The organism is Methylobacter marinus A45, assembly GCF_000383855.1.
In the GTDB taxonomy this organism is placed as follows: Bacteria; Pseudomonadota; Gammaproteobacteria; order Methylococcales; family Methylomonadaceae; genus Methylobacter; species Methylobacter marinus.
In genome coordinates this window covers 1,803,111-1,817,330 of sequence record NZ_KB912877.1, presented here as the reverse complement: position 1 = coordinate 1,817,330, position 14,220 = coordinate 1,803,111, and the positions used below count along the sequence as shown (strand labels likewise).

Below are 14,220 nucleotides of genomic sequence, written 5' to 3'. Positions count from 1 at the left end.
CCTGAGCGCTGGTAGTATTGTCAGCCTGTCGTAGCCGGTCTTTACCGAGGGAGATTGCCTGATGCCCCGCGTCGTCGCCTTATACCGTTATCCGGTCAAGGGCTTTACGCCCGAAGCCTGTGATGTTGTCGAGGTGCTCGATCAAGGCCGCATCGCCGGTGATCGGGTCCTCGGCTTTCGTTTCGCCAACTCAGGCGCGCCGGAAGCGGCCTGGAGCAAAAAGCACGAGTTCGTCGCGCTGGTGAACACGCCCGGTCTCGCGCGCCTTCGCCTTCGGTTCGACCACAGGGCGCTCCGATTGCGCATCTGCCTGGAGGATGCGGTTCTGGTCGAGGCGGCGCTGGACGGGCAGGGCCGTCAGCTTATTGCCGCCGCGCTCGAAAGCTATGTGCTGACGCTGGATGAGAATCCACTGGCCTCGCATCCGGAACGGCTGCCGTTGCGGTTGGTCGGGGACGGCGTTACGCCGCGCTATCAGGACAACGAGGCCGGCCAGATAACCCTGCACAGCCGCGCAAGCCTGGCGGCCGTCGGCCATGCGCTCGGCGGCGACGGCCTCAGTGAGCTTCGCTTCCGCTCGAACATCGCCATCGACGGCCTGGATGCCTGGGAAGAGCAAAGCTGGATAGGGCGCCGGATTCGCATAGGCCGGGTTGACTTCGAGGCCGTGGCGCCGAAGACCCGTTGCCTCGCCACGCATGCGAATCCCGACACCGGCGAACGGGATCTGCCGATCCTTAAGACGCTGACCGGCGCCTTCGGCCAGAAAAAGCCGACGTTTGCCATCGCCATGCTCCCGAGCGCCGCCGGCGGGCGGATTCAGGTGGGCGATAAAGTCAGCCTGCTTGATTGAAACGCTCTGTCGGATGTTTGCATCAAGCGCATGAATGCCGCGTCCGGCGCCTGTTTTTTCCTGAAACAGCGCTCAGGATTAATGACTTCCTGAAATTAGCATCCCGCATAGGATGTGCCGGCCAGAAGCAGGCGCTCCAGGCGGCGCAATGAAGTGCATCGCTTACGAACGATGCGCCTCCTGTCGTCGGCGCATCCTATGTTTAAACAGGGACATTATTGACGACCCAGGCCTTAGGAACGTGGATAAAATAACTTCCTCAAATGTGCGAATGAATTCGCACCGTCCATTCCCTGATTCATTCCATGCGCTAATCGGCTGCTGATTCCTCACCCTTGCCGCCACGCGCCGCGGTGACGGCCTCGCGCAGCCGCACCAGCGCGGCTTCCAGCGTCGCGATGTCTTCCGGGGAATAATCACTGAATATCCGATAAATAAATTCCAGATGTTCGGGATAAGCGCGCTTGAACAGGGCCGCGCCGGCCTCCGTCAGCCGCACGATCTGGCTGCGCCCGTCCGTTTTCGAGGCCATGCGCTGGACCAGCCCCTTGTCTTCCAGGCGGTTGATGACGCCGGTCAGGGTACCTTTGGTGATAATGGTCTTCTCGCCCAGCTGCTTGAAGGACATGCCGGCGGTATTGCCCAGGGTCAGGATGATATCGAACTGGGGCAGGGTCAGATCCAGCGTGTGCACATGGGTGGCCGCATAGGCCAGAAAAACCTGGTGCGTCCGCGCCAGCTCGCGCAGTACGCTGGGAAAGGTGGATGGAGAATTCATAACGTCAATTTGATAGTTTTAATTAGAACTAAATAGTAGGCTTAATGCCCAATTTCCTCAAGTTTTTTAATGGAATTAGGCCTCATTGCGTTCATTATGACGGCCCTTTTGTGCTTATGGAAGCAACAGTCGGCCGGTTTCCGGCAAGACCTGCCGACCTTGCGGCATAAACCGAACGGCGCCGGTCAAGTGAAGCGAAATGTTGGAAAGACATATAAGCAATTGATAATATTGGTTAATCAATTTAATTTCCAGGCGCGTCCAGGCCGTAAAAACCACGGTCTCCAGAAAAATAGTCCGTATTAGAACAAATTTAGTTCTAATTAGAACAGAATCTGATAGTATTTAACCATGCCTCGCGAGCTGCATCGGTCTGACTTTTAGGCCTTTGTTAATCGTCAGGCAAACAATACCCTTTATCCACTTCGAGGTTTACTCATGAACGCACTCAACAAATTTCTGGTTTCTTCTGTTATGGCCGTATCGCTGGCAGCCCCATCATTCACCGCTTCCGCCGTCGCGAATCCATCGTATGAGGATGTTAAAGCGGCTATCGAAAACACGCTGGCGAAAGTCGAGGAGACGATTGCGGCTCTAGATAACGGCACGGACAACGAGGTGCTGATCGATATGGTCAGCGATGCCCGGCAATTGCAGAAAGATATCGCCAATAATGTGCTGGACTTGAAACGCAATCAGGCCAGCGGTGTTTTGAAGAAAGCCCGTACCGAGCTCAAGAACAACGAACTGGCCTCGGCTAAGGAAACATTGACGGATGCCGCCAACCGCTACAAGGAAATTCAGCAGCTGTACGCATCCTCGCATTAAGCCCGAGCCGGCGGCGCCATTCATGGACGGGGCGGGCTTGTAAAGCCGTCCCGCTTGAGCCGCGGGCTTATCCGGCGATATGCAATGCAATATAGGGAACGAGATTGAAAACCAGGATGACGATTTTGTAAACCGCCATGCCTGCGTAATGGATGGCGTCAAACCGCTCAACCGGCAGACGAAACCAGCGGCCGTGCAGTTGATGCATCCACTCGTGAGCGGCGGTGAACAATAAAGCCCAGACAAGCAGCACACCGTAGTTTATAACGGTGCACCATAACAGAAGGTCACGGATTGATTCGATATTCATGGATGAGTTTCCCTGGTAACTGATACGACAAAACAAAGCTCCCGGATTTTGACACACAGCCTTTATAGAGGCCAATTTACTAGCCTGAATATTTCACCACGAACGACTGCATGGGCAGATATTTGCTCCTGCAATATCTGCATTTACCCCATCCCTGGGGCTCATGCAGGAGGTAGGTCGAAAACTGCTCCTCGGTAATTGCTCCTGCATTACTCTACTACACGCCATCCATGGCGTTATGCGTTTTCGACATTCGCCACATCCCTGTGGCTTAGCACCAATAGTAGGCGCTTTAGGCGCAGCTTCCGCTCCTGCTCACGCTAAGGAACGGGAATGAAATAAGACCCGCAATTGAGGCAGGATTTCTGTTCCTATTCAAGGCGCGCAAACAGGCGCATAGCAACAAGCTATGTAACTGTTTGCGCAAAGCTTCCGCTCCTGCTCACGCTCCTTACCTACATCCCTGTAGGCAACGCCGAAGAGGGACAGAAAGACAAGTCAGTTGCGGGAGTTATAAAATTCACGTTCCTAAGTACCTACATCCTTGTAGGCAATGCAGGAGCAGCGTAGCGGTGTGCCGAGGACACGAACGCCTCCATGGACAGGAAATGATCCCGTCATTTCTCTGCATTCACCCCATCCATGGGGATTAGGGAGGCGGTAGAATTGCGTCTGGAACAGCAATCGAGCACACGAAGAAAATCAAGTTGTTGCCATTTTCTTCCCGTGACTTCATGAATTACTATGGAAACATAGGCAAATATTTGAATTTGAAAGCCTTCGTGTCTTTCGCGGTTAAATCCTTTAAATTGAATACTTTCACACTCTCAACCGCGATCAGCTGCCTGAGTGTTACAAAACCCGGTAATTTGTCGGCTTTATGACATCGTTCGGGACCGTTTTTTGCATTCCGCCGCCACTGAGGCGCCGCCGCAGAGTCGCTGGCGCTTCGCTTGGAGCGGGCGAAGGCGCATCGAAAGGGGGGGCGTTGCCGGATTGGCCCCATTCTTGAATGTCGTATGCCGTAACGCTAACCGAATCAGGGACACAGACCGCCTCCGCGCCATGAATAACATTGTCACGCTTCATTTTCCCGTTCGTTCCAGCCCGGTTCCCGGTCAGGTTCAGGCGGCTATTCATCCGGGTTGCCGTTATGACCTGGTGCTGCCGGAGCCGGTTGTGGCGGACTATTTGAATCATGTTACGGATGATGGCGACCATGAGCAGCTGACCGGCCTGGTCGGCACTTACCGGCTCAGTGTGGATGCGGCGCAAATAGAACCCATTGATCTAAGCGCCCAGCCGCCGCGGGGCTTTATTTGGGATATGGATCTGCTCGGTCCGGGCATCCGTCGTTGTTTGTGCACCGATGCGGACCCGCCGCGCTCGCCGCGGAACAACCGGCTGACCTTGATGGATGCGAGCCTGGACGCGCCCGAGGTGTGTTTATTGGATAACCAGCCGGTCCTGACCATCTCGCCCCGGTTCGAGCTGGAATGGATGACCGACGCTTTCGCCAGCCAGCTGGGCCTGGTGCAGTTGGTGGAAGCGTCGCGTACGGTACAGTTTGCCGATGGCGAGTCCCTGGTTTTGCTCGACACCGAATCGGCAGGCCGCGATCCGGTTTTATACCTGAACGACCCGGACGATAACGCCGTCGTCAAGCCGGTTTGCGCTTTTCAGGCGCTGGGCGGCAAGCAGCGTTTCGATTTCAGCCGCGCGGTCAGTCAAGCGATTCCGGCCGAATTCAACAATAAACCGGTCGTTTCCGTCAGTGTTCTGGAGAAATATACCTGGTATTTCATGCAAAACGCCGCCCCCAGCGATCCCGACCGGCATATCTGGGTGCCGGTGCATTTGCCGATAGTCTGGGGCTGGAGCATTCGTGTCCAGCAGCGGTTCGGCGGGGTCTGGGATATTTTCCGCAAAAAACTGATCATGCCGACGCCGTCAACCGAGGCGCCGGCCTTGCCGCGCTGGCAAAGCAATTCGCTGCGCTGCCGGACGGCACGGGAAGGTTAAGGCGTATGCTGGACATCGCGATTATCGGCGCCGGGCTCTCGGGATTGTCCCTGGCGGACCGCCTGCTCGAACACGGCCGTCCTATCGCGGTGTTCGAGGCGCGCAGCCGTTACGGCGGCAGAATCCTGTCCCGATCGGTCACGGCAGGACCCGCGGCGTCATCGTTCGCGGTCGACCTCGGGCCAACCTGGGTATGGCCCGATCATCAACCGCGCATCGCGGCGTTGGCCAAACGTCTGGGATTGGCGTTTTTTCGCCAGTGGGACAGCGGCCATAGCCTGTATCAGATCGACGCCCAATCGGCCCCGACCCGGTATATCGACACCCAGACACACGATAGCGCGCGGCGCATCAGAGGCGGTTGCCATCAGTTGATAGCCGGCTTATTGCAGCGCCTGCCGGCGTCGATCCTGCATCCGCAACACCGCCTGTTGCAATTGGCCGACCGGGGGAACCGCATCGATCTGGTCTTTGAAACCGGCAATGGCCAGGTCTCCTATCGGGCGAAACAGGTGATACTGGCGCTGCCGCCCCGCTTAGCGGCGGAAACGATTACCTTCGAACCGCCGCTGGCGCCGAAACTGATCCAGGCCATGCAGGACATCCCCACCTGGATGGCGGGACATGCCAAAGCCATGCTGGTGTATCCCGAAGCGTTCTGGCGCCGCCAGGGTTATTCCGGCAATGCCTTGCAGCCCTACCCGGGAGCGGTGCTGGCTGAAATTTACGATGCCTGTTCGGAACAGGACGAGTCGGCCGCCTTGTTCGGCTTTTTCGGCTTGCCGGCTTTTACCCGAGCCCTGTACCGCGACAAGCTTGAAGCCTTGATCGTGCAGCAGATGGTGCGATTGTTCGGTGCGGCCGCGGCGCATCCGCTTCAGGTTCTGGTTCAGGACTGGAGCGCGGAACCGTTTACCGCCGCCGAGCAGGATCGCGCGCCGCCGGCGGAACATCCTCGCTACGGACATCCCTGGCTGCAACTGGATCACTGGCGGGACAAGCTTTATTTCTGCGGGACCGAAACCGCCGAAGCCGAGGGAGGCTATCTGGAAGGCGCGCTGGCAGCGAGCGACCGGGTTTTTACCGCACTGACACTTTAAGACAAGGACATCCATGATGACGAACACACAGAAAAACGCCGCCTGTCTCGCCCGGTTCAGGCACTATATCGACGAGCAGAAGGCCGGGTTGAAAAAACGCTACGAGCAATCGCTCGCCCGGGATCTTTCCCGGCAGCAATGGGACGGCTGCTTTCAGCGCAATGTGCTGGCCGTTCTGGAGCAGGCGTATGCCGACGCCCTGGCGCAATTGCAGACGCTGCCGTTCGATAACAGCGAGACGCCGGTCCATCAGGGATTATCGGATTTGACCCGGCAAGCGCTGGCGGCTTTCGACGGCTTCGTCGACGATTTTTTACAGTTTGTCGTCGATAAACACCGGACCTCCTGCGCCTTATCCAATTTTCCCGACGAACACAAGCCGGACAAAGCTTACGTTATCGAGGTGAAACGGGGCATCGCCGGGCTCTGGCAGAACTTTGCCCTGAGCGCCAATGCTTATTTTCTGGAAACTCGGTAGCGCCGCGCGCATACCCCTCCGTGGTACAAGTGCGAATGAATTCGCACCTACAACAAGCGTAGGCAGGTTTTCAATCCCAGCATCGAAGCCATCCAGGCCGGGCTTCCGCTAAAGCGCCAACCCGGCCTGCCTATTAAACCTGTGCTCCGCGCCAATGTCGCAAATCCCACAGTGGCTGCCGTGATTGTCGCAGTGTCTGCACCCGGCTGTAGCGGGCTCTCTGTAAGGGCAGGCTATCTCATTGATATTCAACATAAGAATCGATTGTCGAAAGCTGGAGCGGAATTTGCTTGTACCGCATTAACGGCCATGCCGTCTTGTCCCGCAATCTTCAATACAGGTAATTTATGAGCAAAATCGGCATTTTTTTCGGAACCGATACCGGCAGCACCCGCCTGGTGGCTAAAAAGATTTTTAGCTTATTGGGCGAGGAGCTGGCCGACAAACCCAAAAACATCAACCGTACCAGTCCGGCCGAGTTATTGCAGTACGACGCCCTGATACTCGGCACGCCGAGTTATGGCGTTGGCGATTTGCCGGGGCTGGCGGTCGGTTGCCAGGAGCCCAATTGGCAGGAGTTCGTGCCGCACCTGGATGATGTCGACCTGTCCGGCAAACGCGTGGCCTTGTTCGGACTGGGGAATCAGGAACGCTACGCCTCGCGCTTCGCCAGTTCCCTGATCCAGCTTTACCGGGTGTTTTACGGCTACGGCGCCGACATCATCGGCCCCTGGAGCACCGAGGGCTATCAGTTCGAGCATTCCGATTCGATCATCGATAACCAGTTTGTCGGCCTGGTGCTGGATCAGCGCACGCAGCCTTTCCTGACCGAGGAGCGGATCAAGGCCTGGCTGGCGCAAATCACGCCGCAGTTGCTGCCGGCGCTGGCGGAGGCGAGCTAAATGCGGCAAACCGGGCCCGAGACCGATCTGACCCCGTTGGCCGACTGCAGCTCATGCAAATATCGCGATACGCTGCTGGTGGCCGGCACTTGCAAGCCCGGCGATTGCTGCGTGGCGGCGGAAAGCGGCCGGCAAATCGACCGGTTTTTCCGTGCCAATCCAGCCTGTGCCGCCGATTACAGTCAGGACCGCTTTTGGGAACGGCGCGCGATCGCCGCGCGTTATCTGCCGGTCCAGGATTTGCGGCCTTTGCTGACCGATCCTGACGAAGCGGTACGGCGCGTATTGGCTTATCGGGTGCCGCTGGAATGGTTGCCGGAATTGCGCAACGACACGGACAGGGAAGTCAGGATAACCGTGGCCGACCGATTGCCGGAGCAACAGCTGGAGCTGATGGCCGAGGACCAGGATTATCTGGTGCGCGTCTATGTCGCCAGGCGCTTGCCGGAAGGCCGCTTGTTCCGCCTGGCGGCCGATCCTGATAATGAGGTGCGGCGTACGGTGGCAGGGCGCCTCCCTTGCGTCAGCCTGGGGCTGATGGCCTATGACCCGGAAGTCGACATCCGCCGCATCGTCGCCCAGCGCATGGATGTTGACGATTTGGCGATGATGAGCAAGGACGATGACTGGATGGTGCGGTACGAAGTGGCGCTGCGGGCAAAGCCGGAACTGCTGCAACAAATGCTCGACGATAGCGAGGAGGACGTCCGCCTCGCCGCCCGGCAGCGCTGGGAGGCTTTATCAGCACTGCCGGGATAGCCGAAGAACCGCTTGAAAAGATGCGAGAGCGGGTAGGCTGGGTTGGAGCTTTGCGGAAACCCGGCATAAAGAGCTGTCAGCTTCGGCTCAACAACGCCCCGTCACCGCATCGTACACGCAGGAATAATCCTCTCGTCCATGACCGGCCTGGGCGCGTCTGTACAATTGGAGCAGCACGTCGAGCATCTGGGTATCAAGGCCGCGGGCTTCGCGCTTGAACAAGTCGATGTCCTTGATCAGATGCTCGGTGGGGAAATTGGGATTGCGGTAGTCGTGTTCCTGCATTTTCGCCAGCTTTTTGTCGAAGGTCGGCGCATAAAGGGCGCTTTGGCGCAGGATTTCCATGAAACTGTCGACGTCGACGCCGTTTTCCTCGACGAATCCCAGGCTGGTGGAGAAGGCCACGGTCAGCGATGCGATCAGCTGATTCAGCGCCAGTTTCAGCGCGGAAGCCTGGCCCACGGAGCCTATCAAGCGCGGCTCCGGCCCCAGGCAGGTCAACATCGGCCTGACTTCGGCGAACGCGGCTTCGGGGCCACCCGCCATGATGATCAATTTGCCCGAGCGCGCTTCCGGGATGCTGCCGAGTACCGGCGCTTCCAGATAAACGCCGCCGGCATCGTTGACCTGGCCGGCCAGGCGCCGGTTCTCGCCGGGGCCAATGGTCGACATCTGTACCAGCGTCTTGCCCGACAATGCGACATCCCCCAGGGCGGTTTCGACGGCTTGGGCGTCGCTGAGCATGGTAAAAACGATATCGCTGCCGGTTACGGCATCGGCCGGGGTGTCGGCAATCGCCGCGCCCTGGCTTGAAAGCGTTTCCGCCTTGGCGCGGGTGCGGTTCCAGACCCGGACCGGATAGCCTTCATCCAGCAGCCGGCCGGCCATCGGATTTCCCATCAGCCCGGCGCCGAGCCAGGCAATTGCAGGTTTTGTCGTCACCATGATTGTCTCCTTATGAATAATCCAAATACCGGAATATAACGTTTTTATCGGTTTTTATCATTAATAAGGACTTGCGCAAAAAATGTAAGGGAACCTTCGGACCGACATTCCGCAGCCAATTCAGCCACTACCGGAATAAAATGCGGCTCATACAGATCAAAGGGGGCGCCTGTATCGTGCGGATGCATTATAGGGGCGGACCTACCTGTCCGCCCTGTTTCGAGTGCACAACAAATTATCGGAGAACCGCTGGCCAAAGGTGAACCGTTGGGCAAGGGCGAACACACAGGTTCGCCCCTACGTGTCTGATCATTTCATACAAATCAAAGGGGTCGCCTGTATCGTGCGGATGCATTGTAGGGGCGGACCTACGTGTCCGCCCTGTTTCGGGTGCACAACAGGCTATCGGAGAACCGCTGGCCAAAGGTGAACCGTTAGCAAGGGCGAACACACGTGTCCGTTCATTTTACGGTATCAGGGCAAACGCCGGATTTCGGCACTAACATGCAGTGCGAATACCCTATGGCCCACAAGTACCCATAGGGCATAAATGAACTCAAACCGGCAACCGTGCGACATCAGTTATCCGGCCGCATGGATAGAATCAGGCCGGTTTCTACTCTATTAGTCATTCAGATGTGTATCCTGGTGGTATAAAGTAGAAGATAAGCCGGGGTTGTCCACCGACATGAGATTGGCGCCGGTTGACCCAGGCAAACGTTCTGGCTTTAAACCCAACCTTTTACAGGCACAATCCGGCCCGTCCGCCGGTTAGGCCAAGTCCGGAATCTGGCCATGAAACAAGGCATTTTAATCAGCATTACTATCTTTTCTGGAGTTTTCTATGTTTCACAGGCAATCGTTGTCGCTACTGATACTCTTCTTCAGTTTTTTCGCCTTGCCCCCGGCTGCGCCCGCCGCCGAGGATGCCACACAGGCCCGGCGGGTTATCGAGAACAGCTCGGAACAAATCAAACAGACATTAAAACAGCCGGCCTATCAAAAGGATTTCGACAAATCGGTCCGGTTTGTCGACGGGATCGTGAGCGAATTCGCCGACATGCCCCGAGTGGCGATGCTGGTCTTGGGTAAAAATATCCGCCAGGCCACGCCCGAGCAAAGACAGCGCTTCATAGAGGAATTCAAGACTTTATTGGTGCGCACCTACACCCGGGCCTTTCTGGATTACAAGGATTGGAGCCTGACTTTCAGTCCTTATGCCGATGACAGGGACGATGGCAGGACCATTGTAAAAACGGTGGTCCGTCAGCCCGGGCAGCAGCCTGTTGACGTCAACTATCGCATGCTGTTGAACAAGCAAGGCGAGTGGAAGGTTTACGACATCATCATCGGCGGCGTCAGCCTGGTGACTAACTATCGCACCTCTTTTAACCAGGAGATTGCGCAAACGGGCTCGATTGACAGCGTCATACAAAAGCTGGTCGACAAAAACAGCAAGCCCGTCACCGACGATAAAGGCTGAGCCCACCTGAAAATACCCGCCGGAACGGGGCCGGGTCGGGCCTGTTGCAGTCACTCGGCGCGCAACGCTTCCAAAGGTTCCAGCCGGGCCGCCTTCATGGCCGGAGCCACGCCGGCGGCGATGCCGATCAGCAAGGACACCAGAAAGGCCGCCGCGATATAGCTCCAGGCCAGTTGCACCGGCAGCGCCGGCAGGGCCGCCGCGATCAGCCGCACGGTGGCGATGCCGGTCAGCACGCCGACCAGGCCGCCGGTCGCGCTCAGGGCCAGCGCCTCCGATAAAAACAGCTGAAAGATCGTGCGCCGTTCCGCGCCGATGGCGCGCAGCAGGCCGATTTCCGAGATTCGCTCCGATACCGCGATGGTCATGATGGTCAGGATGCCGACCGAACCGACCAGCAATGAAATGCTGCCCAGCGCCGCCACGGCCAGGGTCAGGATGCTTAAAATCGAATCCATCTTTTCCAGCATCTGGTTCTGCGTGATGATCGTGAAATCCTCGCTGCCGTGCCGGGCGATCAGGTGCTTCCTGATGGCCTGTTCCAGGCGCGCGACCGGCGCATCGCTTTCATAGAGCAGATCGATCTCCATCAGGCTTTCGCGATTGAACATCTCCAGCGCCTTGGCGGCCGGGATGTAAAGCGTATCGTCCATGTCGAAGCCCAGCAGCTGGCCTTTGCTTTCCATGACGCCGATCACGCGATAGCGGTCGCTGCCGACGCGGATGCGCTGGCCCAGCGGGCTGGCCGTGCCGAACAGTTCCAGTGCCAGCGTATGGCCCAGGACGGCCAGGGCGCGCGGATTGGATTCCTCGCCGGCGGGCAGAAATCGGCCCGAGGCGACGTTGATCTTCCAGATCTCCGGCACGGCCGAGCCGACGCCCAGGACATTGGTGCGCCGCTGCCTGCCGCCTGCTTTGACTTCGGCGTTGCCCTGCACGGTCGGCATGGCGGCAATCACATGGTCCAGCCGGCCCAGGCTTTCGGCATCGGCTATCGATAAAGGCCGCACGGTGCTGATCGTGGAGCCCGAGATGCCGAAGGTCGTGGTTTTGCCGGGCACGACCGCGATCAGGCTGGTGCCGAACTGGGTAAACTCGGTCAGCACAAAGGCATGGATGCCGCGGCCGATCGAGGTCAGTATCACGACCGCGGCGATGCCGATGATGAGGCCTAGGGCGGTCAGGCCCGAACGCAGCTTGTGGCTGATAACGGTACGGTAGGACAAGGCGATCAGGTCAGCGGCGCGCATGGCTACCTCTTCGCCAGGGCGGTCACGGGGTCGAGGCGCGCGGCTTTCCTGGCCGGCAGCACGCCGAACACCAGCCCCGTCAGCAAGGACACAGCCAGCGCCGCAAACAGCGCCCAGCCCGGCAGGATGAACGGGAAATCGGGATAGGCGGTCTGCAGCCCCCACAGCGCGACTTGCCCCAGCACGACGCCCACTACCGCGCCGGCCAGCGACAGCATCGCCGCTTCGGCCAGAAACAGCCCGTGCAGCTGACGCCGGGTTGCGCCCAAGGCTTTCAGCAGGCCGATTTCGGCGGTGCGCTGCGTCACGCTCACCAGCATGACATTCATGACCAGCACGCCGGCCACGGCCAGACTGATGCCGGCAATGCTGGTCACGGTCAAAGTCAGCGCGGTCAGTATCTTGTCGAAAGTGCTGACGACGCTGTCCTGGGTAATCAGCGTGATATCGTCCTCGCCTTCGTGGCGGGCCTTGATGATGTTGGTGATGTCTTCCATGGCCTGAGGCATGACCTGTTTGGACTTGGCTTCCACCAGCACCCGAAACAGCGAGTAGGTGTCGAACAGCGCCTGCGCGGAGGCGACCGGGATGATGACGATTTCGTCGAAGTCGGTGCCGATGGACTGGCCTTTCGAGGACAGTATTCCGATGACGCGGAACCGGCGGTCATTGATGCGCAGCCACTGCCCGAGCGCGGGCTTGCCGGGGAACAGCTGTTCGCGGATAGTCTGGCCGATCACGCAGACCGGCATGGCTTTATCGGGATCGGCTTCCGGCAGGAAGCGTCCCTGGGCCAGGGTCAGATGGCGGACGGACAGCAATTCATGCGTCGAGCCGAGGATATTGGTTTCGCGCTCCAGGCCTTCCGTTGAAACCGGCGCCGAACCGACCGCTACCGGGGCGATGGCGGCCACATAGTGGCTCCTGAGCAGGGCATAGGCATCGCCCAGGGTCAGATCCCGGGGCGTTTCGCCGAACAGCGGCGGCGCGCCGCCGACCGTTTCGGTACGCCCGGGCAGGATGATGATCAGATGCGTGCCCAGCGCTTCAAACTCCCGCACGATAAACAGGCGGGCGCTTTCGCCCAGGGCCGTCAGCACGGTCACGGAAGCCACGCCGATGCTCATGGCCAGGATAATCAGCGCGGCGCGCAGGCGCTGGGTACTGATCGCGCCGAAAGCTTGGGTTAAGGTATCTTTGAAAAACATGGGCCGGCTCCGGAGGCGGCCGTTCATGCGCAAACAGGAACGGCCAATCGGAAGCTAGCCTAACCGAACCGCGATCGATTAAAAAGCGATTTTGCGGTAAACGCCCGCGTAACGCTTGCCGGCCGCGGCCGGCAAGCGCAGGATACGCATTACCTGCCGCCCTGACCCATCACCAGCGCCGGACCTTGCTTGGCCGCGTAACTCTGCTTGATGGCCTGGGCCAGCTGGTGCACGGCCATGGCGTAGTTGTTGCTGTTGTTATAACGCTTGATTACCTTGAAATTGGGGTAAACCTGCCAGTGCTCATTGCCCTGGTAAGTGCTCAGGGCAATCGTCGATTTGGCATTGCCGCCCTTGGCCTGCCTGGCAACCGGTTTGCTGCGCTGCCAGCCGCTGTGCGAGAAATAATTCGCGACGCTGCCGATCGCATCTTTCTGGTTCCATAGATCACGCACGCCGTCGTGGTCGAAATCGACGGCCAGGCTGCGGAAGCTGCTGGGCATGAATTGCCCGAGCCCCATGGCGCCGGCCCATGAGCCGACCGGCTCAAGCGGATCGAAGCCTTCCTCGCGCGTCATGAGCAGGAAATTCTCCAGTTCCGAGGTGAAGAATCTGGTGCGTCTTGGAGTATCGAAAGCCAATGTCGCCAGGGCATTGAAGGTGCCGGTCTTGCCGACGTTGCGGCCGAAATAGGTCTCGACGCCGATGATCGCGACAATATATTCGGGATCGACGCCATAGGTGGCGCTGGCTTTCTGGATGATATCGGCGTTATCGATCCAGAATTGCACGCCGTGGCTGATATGCTGATCGGTCAGAAACTTGCTGCGATAGCGCGTCCAGACGCCCGGTTTGGCCGGACCGTGGCCTCGCGGCGCGGTTTCGAGCCGGATAACGGAATCCAGGCGCGTGGCCTGCGAGAACAGGCCGTTCAGATAGGTTTCCGAGAAGCCGTGCTTTTGCACCATGTGCCGGATAAAGTCATGCACAGGCTGCGAGCGGGCGTAAATGCCGGTCAGTGTGCGGGCCGAGTAGGCCGGGGCGGGCACGGAGACAGGCTGGCTGAATGATTGAGCCGGCGGCAGCGAGACCGCGGCTTTGACGACCGGTTTCGGCGCGGATGGAACTTTGTTTTGCGGCATCACGGCGGCCAGCGTATCGGAGCGGCGGTTCTCCGTATCCGTGGCGCAGCCGGCAAGCAGCAGGGTTAAAGCTAATTGAAACACCCGTTTATAAGTTATATTTGTTACCAACATATTTTTTATCTTCTTATTAATTAGCGGCCCCCCAAAAAGAGCACCAGG

At 58.6% G+C, this 14,220-nt stretch carries 14 protein-coding genes; 8 read left to right on the top strand and 6 right to left on the bottom strand.

From position 1 onward, the window contains the following. The first annotated feature begins 61 nt into the window (after positions 1 to 61). Positions 62 to 853, top strand: a complete 792-nt coding sequence (locus tag METMA_RS0108335; protein ID WP_020158623.1) for an MOSC domain-containing protein — start codon at positions 62 to 64, stop codon at positions 851 to 853. A gap of 310 nt (positions 854 to 1,163) precedes the next feature. Here METMA_RS0108335 and METMA_RS0108325 read toward each other — a convergent pair whose 3' ends face one another. Next, the gene (locus METMA_RS0108325) at positions 1,164 to 1,631 is read right to left on the bottom strand and encodes a MarR family winged helix-turn-helix transcriptional regulator (protein ID WP_020158621.1); all 468 of its coding nucleotides are present in this window, start codon (positions 1,629 to 1,631) and stop codon (positions 1,164 to 1,166) included. Between the two features lie 438 nt (positions 1,632 to 2,069). Between METMA_RS0108325 and METMA_RS0108315 the strand changes: the two genes are divergently transcribed. Then, positions 2,070 to 2,459, top strand: coding sequence for a hypothetical protein (locus METMA_RS0108315; protein ID WP_020158619.1), 390 nt, complete (start codon positions 2,070 to 2,072; stop codon positions 2,457 to 2,459). Positions 2,460 to 2,526: 67 nt separating this feature from the next. Here the strand turns inward: METMA_RS0108315 and METMA_RS0108310 are convergent, their stop codons facing one another. Further along, complete coding sequence (locus tag METMA_RS0108310; protein WP_020158618.1) at positions 2,527 to 2,769, bottom strand: DUF6868 family protein; 243 nt, start codon at positions 2,767 to 2,769, stop codon at positions 2,527 to 2,529. Positions 2,770 to 3,834: 1,065 nt separating this feature from the next. Between METMA_RS0108310 and METMA_RS0108300 the strand changes: the two genes are divergently transcribed. The 5 genes from METMA_RS0108300 to METMA_RS0108280 all read left to right on the top strand — a co-directional run bounded on the left by METMA_RS0108300 (position 3,835) and on the right by METMA_RS0108280 (position 8,030). Beyond that, complete coding sequence (locus METMA_RS0108300) at positions 3,835 to 4,791, top strand: hypothetical protein (protein ID WP_020158616.1); 957 nt, start codon at positions 3,835 to 3,837, stop codon at positions 4,789 to 4,791. 5 nt (positions 4,792 to 4,796) lie between these two features. After that, positions 4,797 to 5,891: a flavin monoamine oxidase family protein gene (locus tag METMA_RS0108295; RefSeq protein ID WP_027147147.1), complete on the top strand. Its 1,095-nt coding sequence runs from the start codon at positions 4,797 to 4,799 to the stop codon at positions 5,889 to 5,891. 13 nt (positions 5,892 to 5,904) lie between these two features. Continuing rightward, positions 5,905 to 6,369: an amine oxidase gene (locus METMA_RS0108290; RefSeq protein WP_232216336.1), complete on the top strand. Its 465-nt coding sequence runs from the start codon at positions 5,905 to 5,907 to the stop codon at positions 6,367 to 6,369. 347 nt (positions 6,370 to 6,716) lie between these two features. Further along, a complete protein-coding gene (locus METMA_RS0108285; protein ID WP_020158615.1) occupies positions 6,717 to 7,271 on the top strand; it encodes a flavodoxin in 555 nt (184 codons plus the stop codon). Continuing rightward, positions 7,272 to 8,030: a 4Fe4S-binding leucine-rich repeat protein gene (locus tag METMA_RS0108280; RefSeq protein WP_020158614.1), complete on the top strand. Its 759-nt coding sequence runs from the start codon at positions 7,272 to 7,274 to the stop codon at positions 8,028 to 8,030. 87 nt (positions 8,031 to 8,117) lie between these two features. Here the strand turns inward: METMA_RS0108280 and METMA_RS0108275 are convergent, their stop codons facing one another. Beyond that, the gene (locus METMA_RS0108275; RefSeq protein WP_020158613.1) at positions 8,118 to 8,975 is read right to left on the bottom strand and encodes an NAD(P)-dependent oxidoreductase; all 858 of its coding nucleotides are present in this window, start codon (positions 8,973 to 8,975) and stop codon (positions 8,118 to 8,120) included. Between the two features lie 844 nt (positions 8,976 to 9,819). Here METMA_RS0108275 and METMA_RS0108265 point away from each other — a divergent pair. Then, positions 9,820 to 10,458 carry an MlaC/ttg2D family ABC transporter substrate-binding protein gene (locus METMA_RS0108265; RefSeq protein WP_020158611.1) on the top strand — a complete coding sequence of 213 codons (639 nt, stop codon included), beginning with the start codon at positions 9,820 to 9,822 and terminating at the stop codon, positions 10,456 to 10,458. 50 nt (positions 10,459 to 10,508) lie between these two features. On the opposite strand, the gene METMA_RS0108260 is transcribed toward METMA_RS0108265, so the two are convergent. The 3 genes from METMA_RS0108260 to METMA_RS0108250 form a co-directional block, all read right to left on the bottom strand. After that, entirely contained in the window at positions 10,509 to 11,708 is a 1,200-nt protein-coding gene (locus METMA_RS0108260; protein WP_020158610.1) for an ABC transporter permease, read from the bottom strand. 2 nt (positions 11,709 to 11,710) lie between these two features. Then, positions 11,711 to 12,916, bottom strand: a complete 1,206-nt coding sequence (locus METMA_RS0108255) for an ABC transporter permease (RefSeq protein ID WP_020158609.1) — start codon at positions 12,914 to 12,916, stop codon at positions 11,711 to 11,713. Between the two features lie 149 nt (positions 12,917 to 13,065). Then, positions 13,066 to 14,172, bottom strand: a complete 1,107-nt coding sequence (locus METMA_RS0108250; RefSeq protein ID WP_020158608.1) for a lytic murein transglycosylase — start codon at positions 14,170 to 14,172, stop codon at positions 13,066 to 13,068. Between the last annotated feature and the right edge of the window lie 48 nt (positions 14,173 to 14,220).

Excerpts from the sequence above, each read along its gene's own strand:
- METMA_RS0108335 (WP_020158623.1), top strand. The coding sequence starts at position 62 with ATGCCCCGCGTCGTCGCCTTATACCGTTATCCGGTCAAGGGCTTTACG.
- METMA_RS0108325 (WP_020158621.1), bottom strand. The coding sequence starts at position 1,631 with ATGAATTCTCCATCCACCTTTCCCAGCGTACTGCGCGAGCTGGCGCGG.
- METMA_RS0108315 (WP_020158619.1), top strand. The coding sequence starts at position 2,070 with ATGAACGCACTCAACAAATTTCTGGTTTCTTCTGTTATGGCCGTATCG.
- METMA_RS0108310 (WP_020158618.1), bottom strand. The coding sequence starts at position 2,769 with ATGAATATCGAATCAATCCGTGACCTTCTGTTATGGTGCACCGTTATA.
- METMA_RS0108300 (WP_020158616.1), top strand. The coding sequence starts at position 3,835 with ATGAATAACATTGTCACGCTTCATTTTCCCGTTCGTTCCAGCCCGGTT.
- METMA_RS0108295 (WP_027147147.1), top strand. The coding sequence starts at position 4,797 with ATGCTGGACATCGCGATTATCGGCGCCGGGCTCTCGGGATTGTCCCTG.
- METMA_RS0108290 (WP_232216336.1), top strand. The coding sequence starts at position 5,905 with ATGATGACGAACACACAGAAAAACGCCGCCTGTCTCGCCCGGTTCAGG.
- METMA_RS0108285 (WP_020158615.1), top strand. The coding sequence starts at position 6,717 with ATGAGCAAAATCGGCATTTTTTTCGGAACCGATACCGGCAGCACCCGC.
- METMA_RS0108280 (WP_020158614.1), top strand. The coding sequence starts at position 7,272 with ATGCGGCAAACCGGGCCCGAGACCGATCTGACCCCGTTGGCCGACTGC.
- METMA_RS0108275 (WP_020158613.1), bottom strand. The coding sequence starts at position 8,975 with ATGGTGACGACAAAACCTGCAATTGCCTGGCTCGGCGCCGGGCTGATG.
- METMA_RS0108265 (WP_020158611.1), top strand. The coding sequence starts at position 9,820 with ATGTTTCACAGGCAATCGTTGTCGCTACTGATACTCTTCTTCAGTTTT.
- METMA_RS0108260 (WP_020158610.1), bottom strand. The coding sequence starts at position 11,708 with ATGCGCGCCGCTGACCTGATCGCCTTGTCCTACCGTACCGTTATCAGC.
- METMA_RS0108255 (WP_020158609.1), bottom strand. The coding sequence starts at position 12,916 with ATGTTTTTCAAAGATACCTTAACCCAAGCTTTCGGCGCGATCAGTACC.
- METMA_RS0108250 (WP_020158608.1), bottom strand. The coding sequence starts at position 14,172 with ATGTTGGTAACAAATATAACTTATAAACGGGTGTTTCAATTAGCTTTA.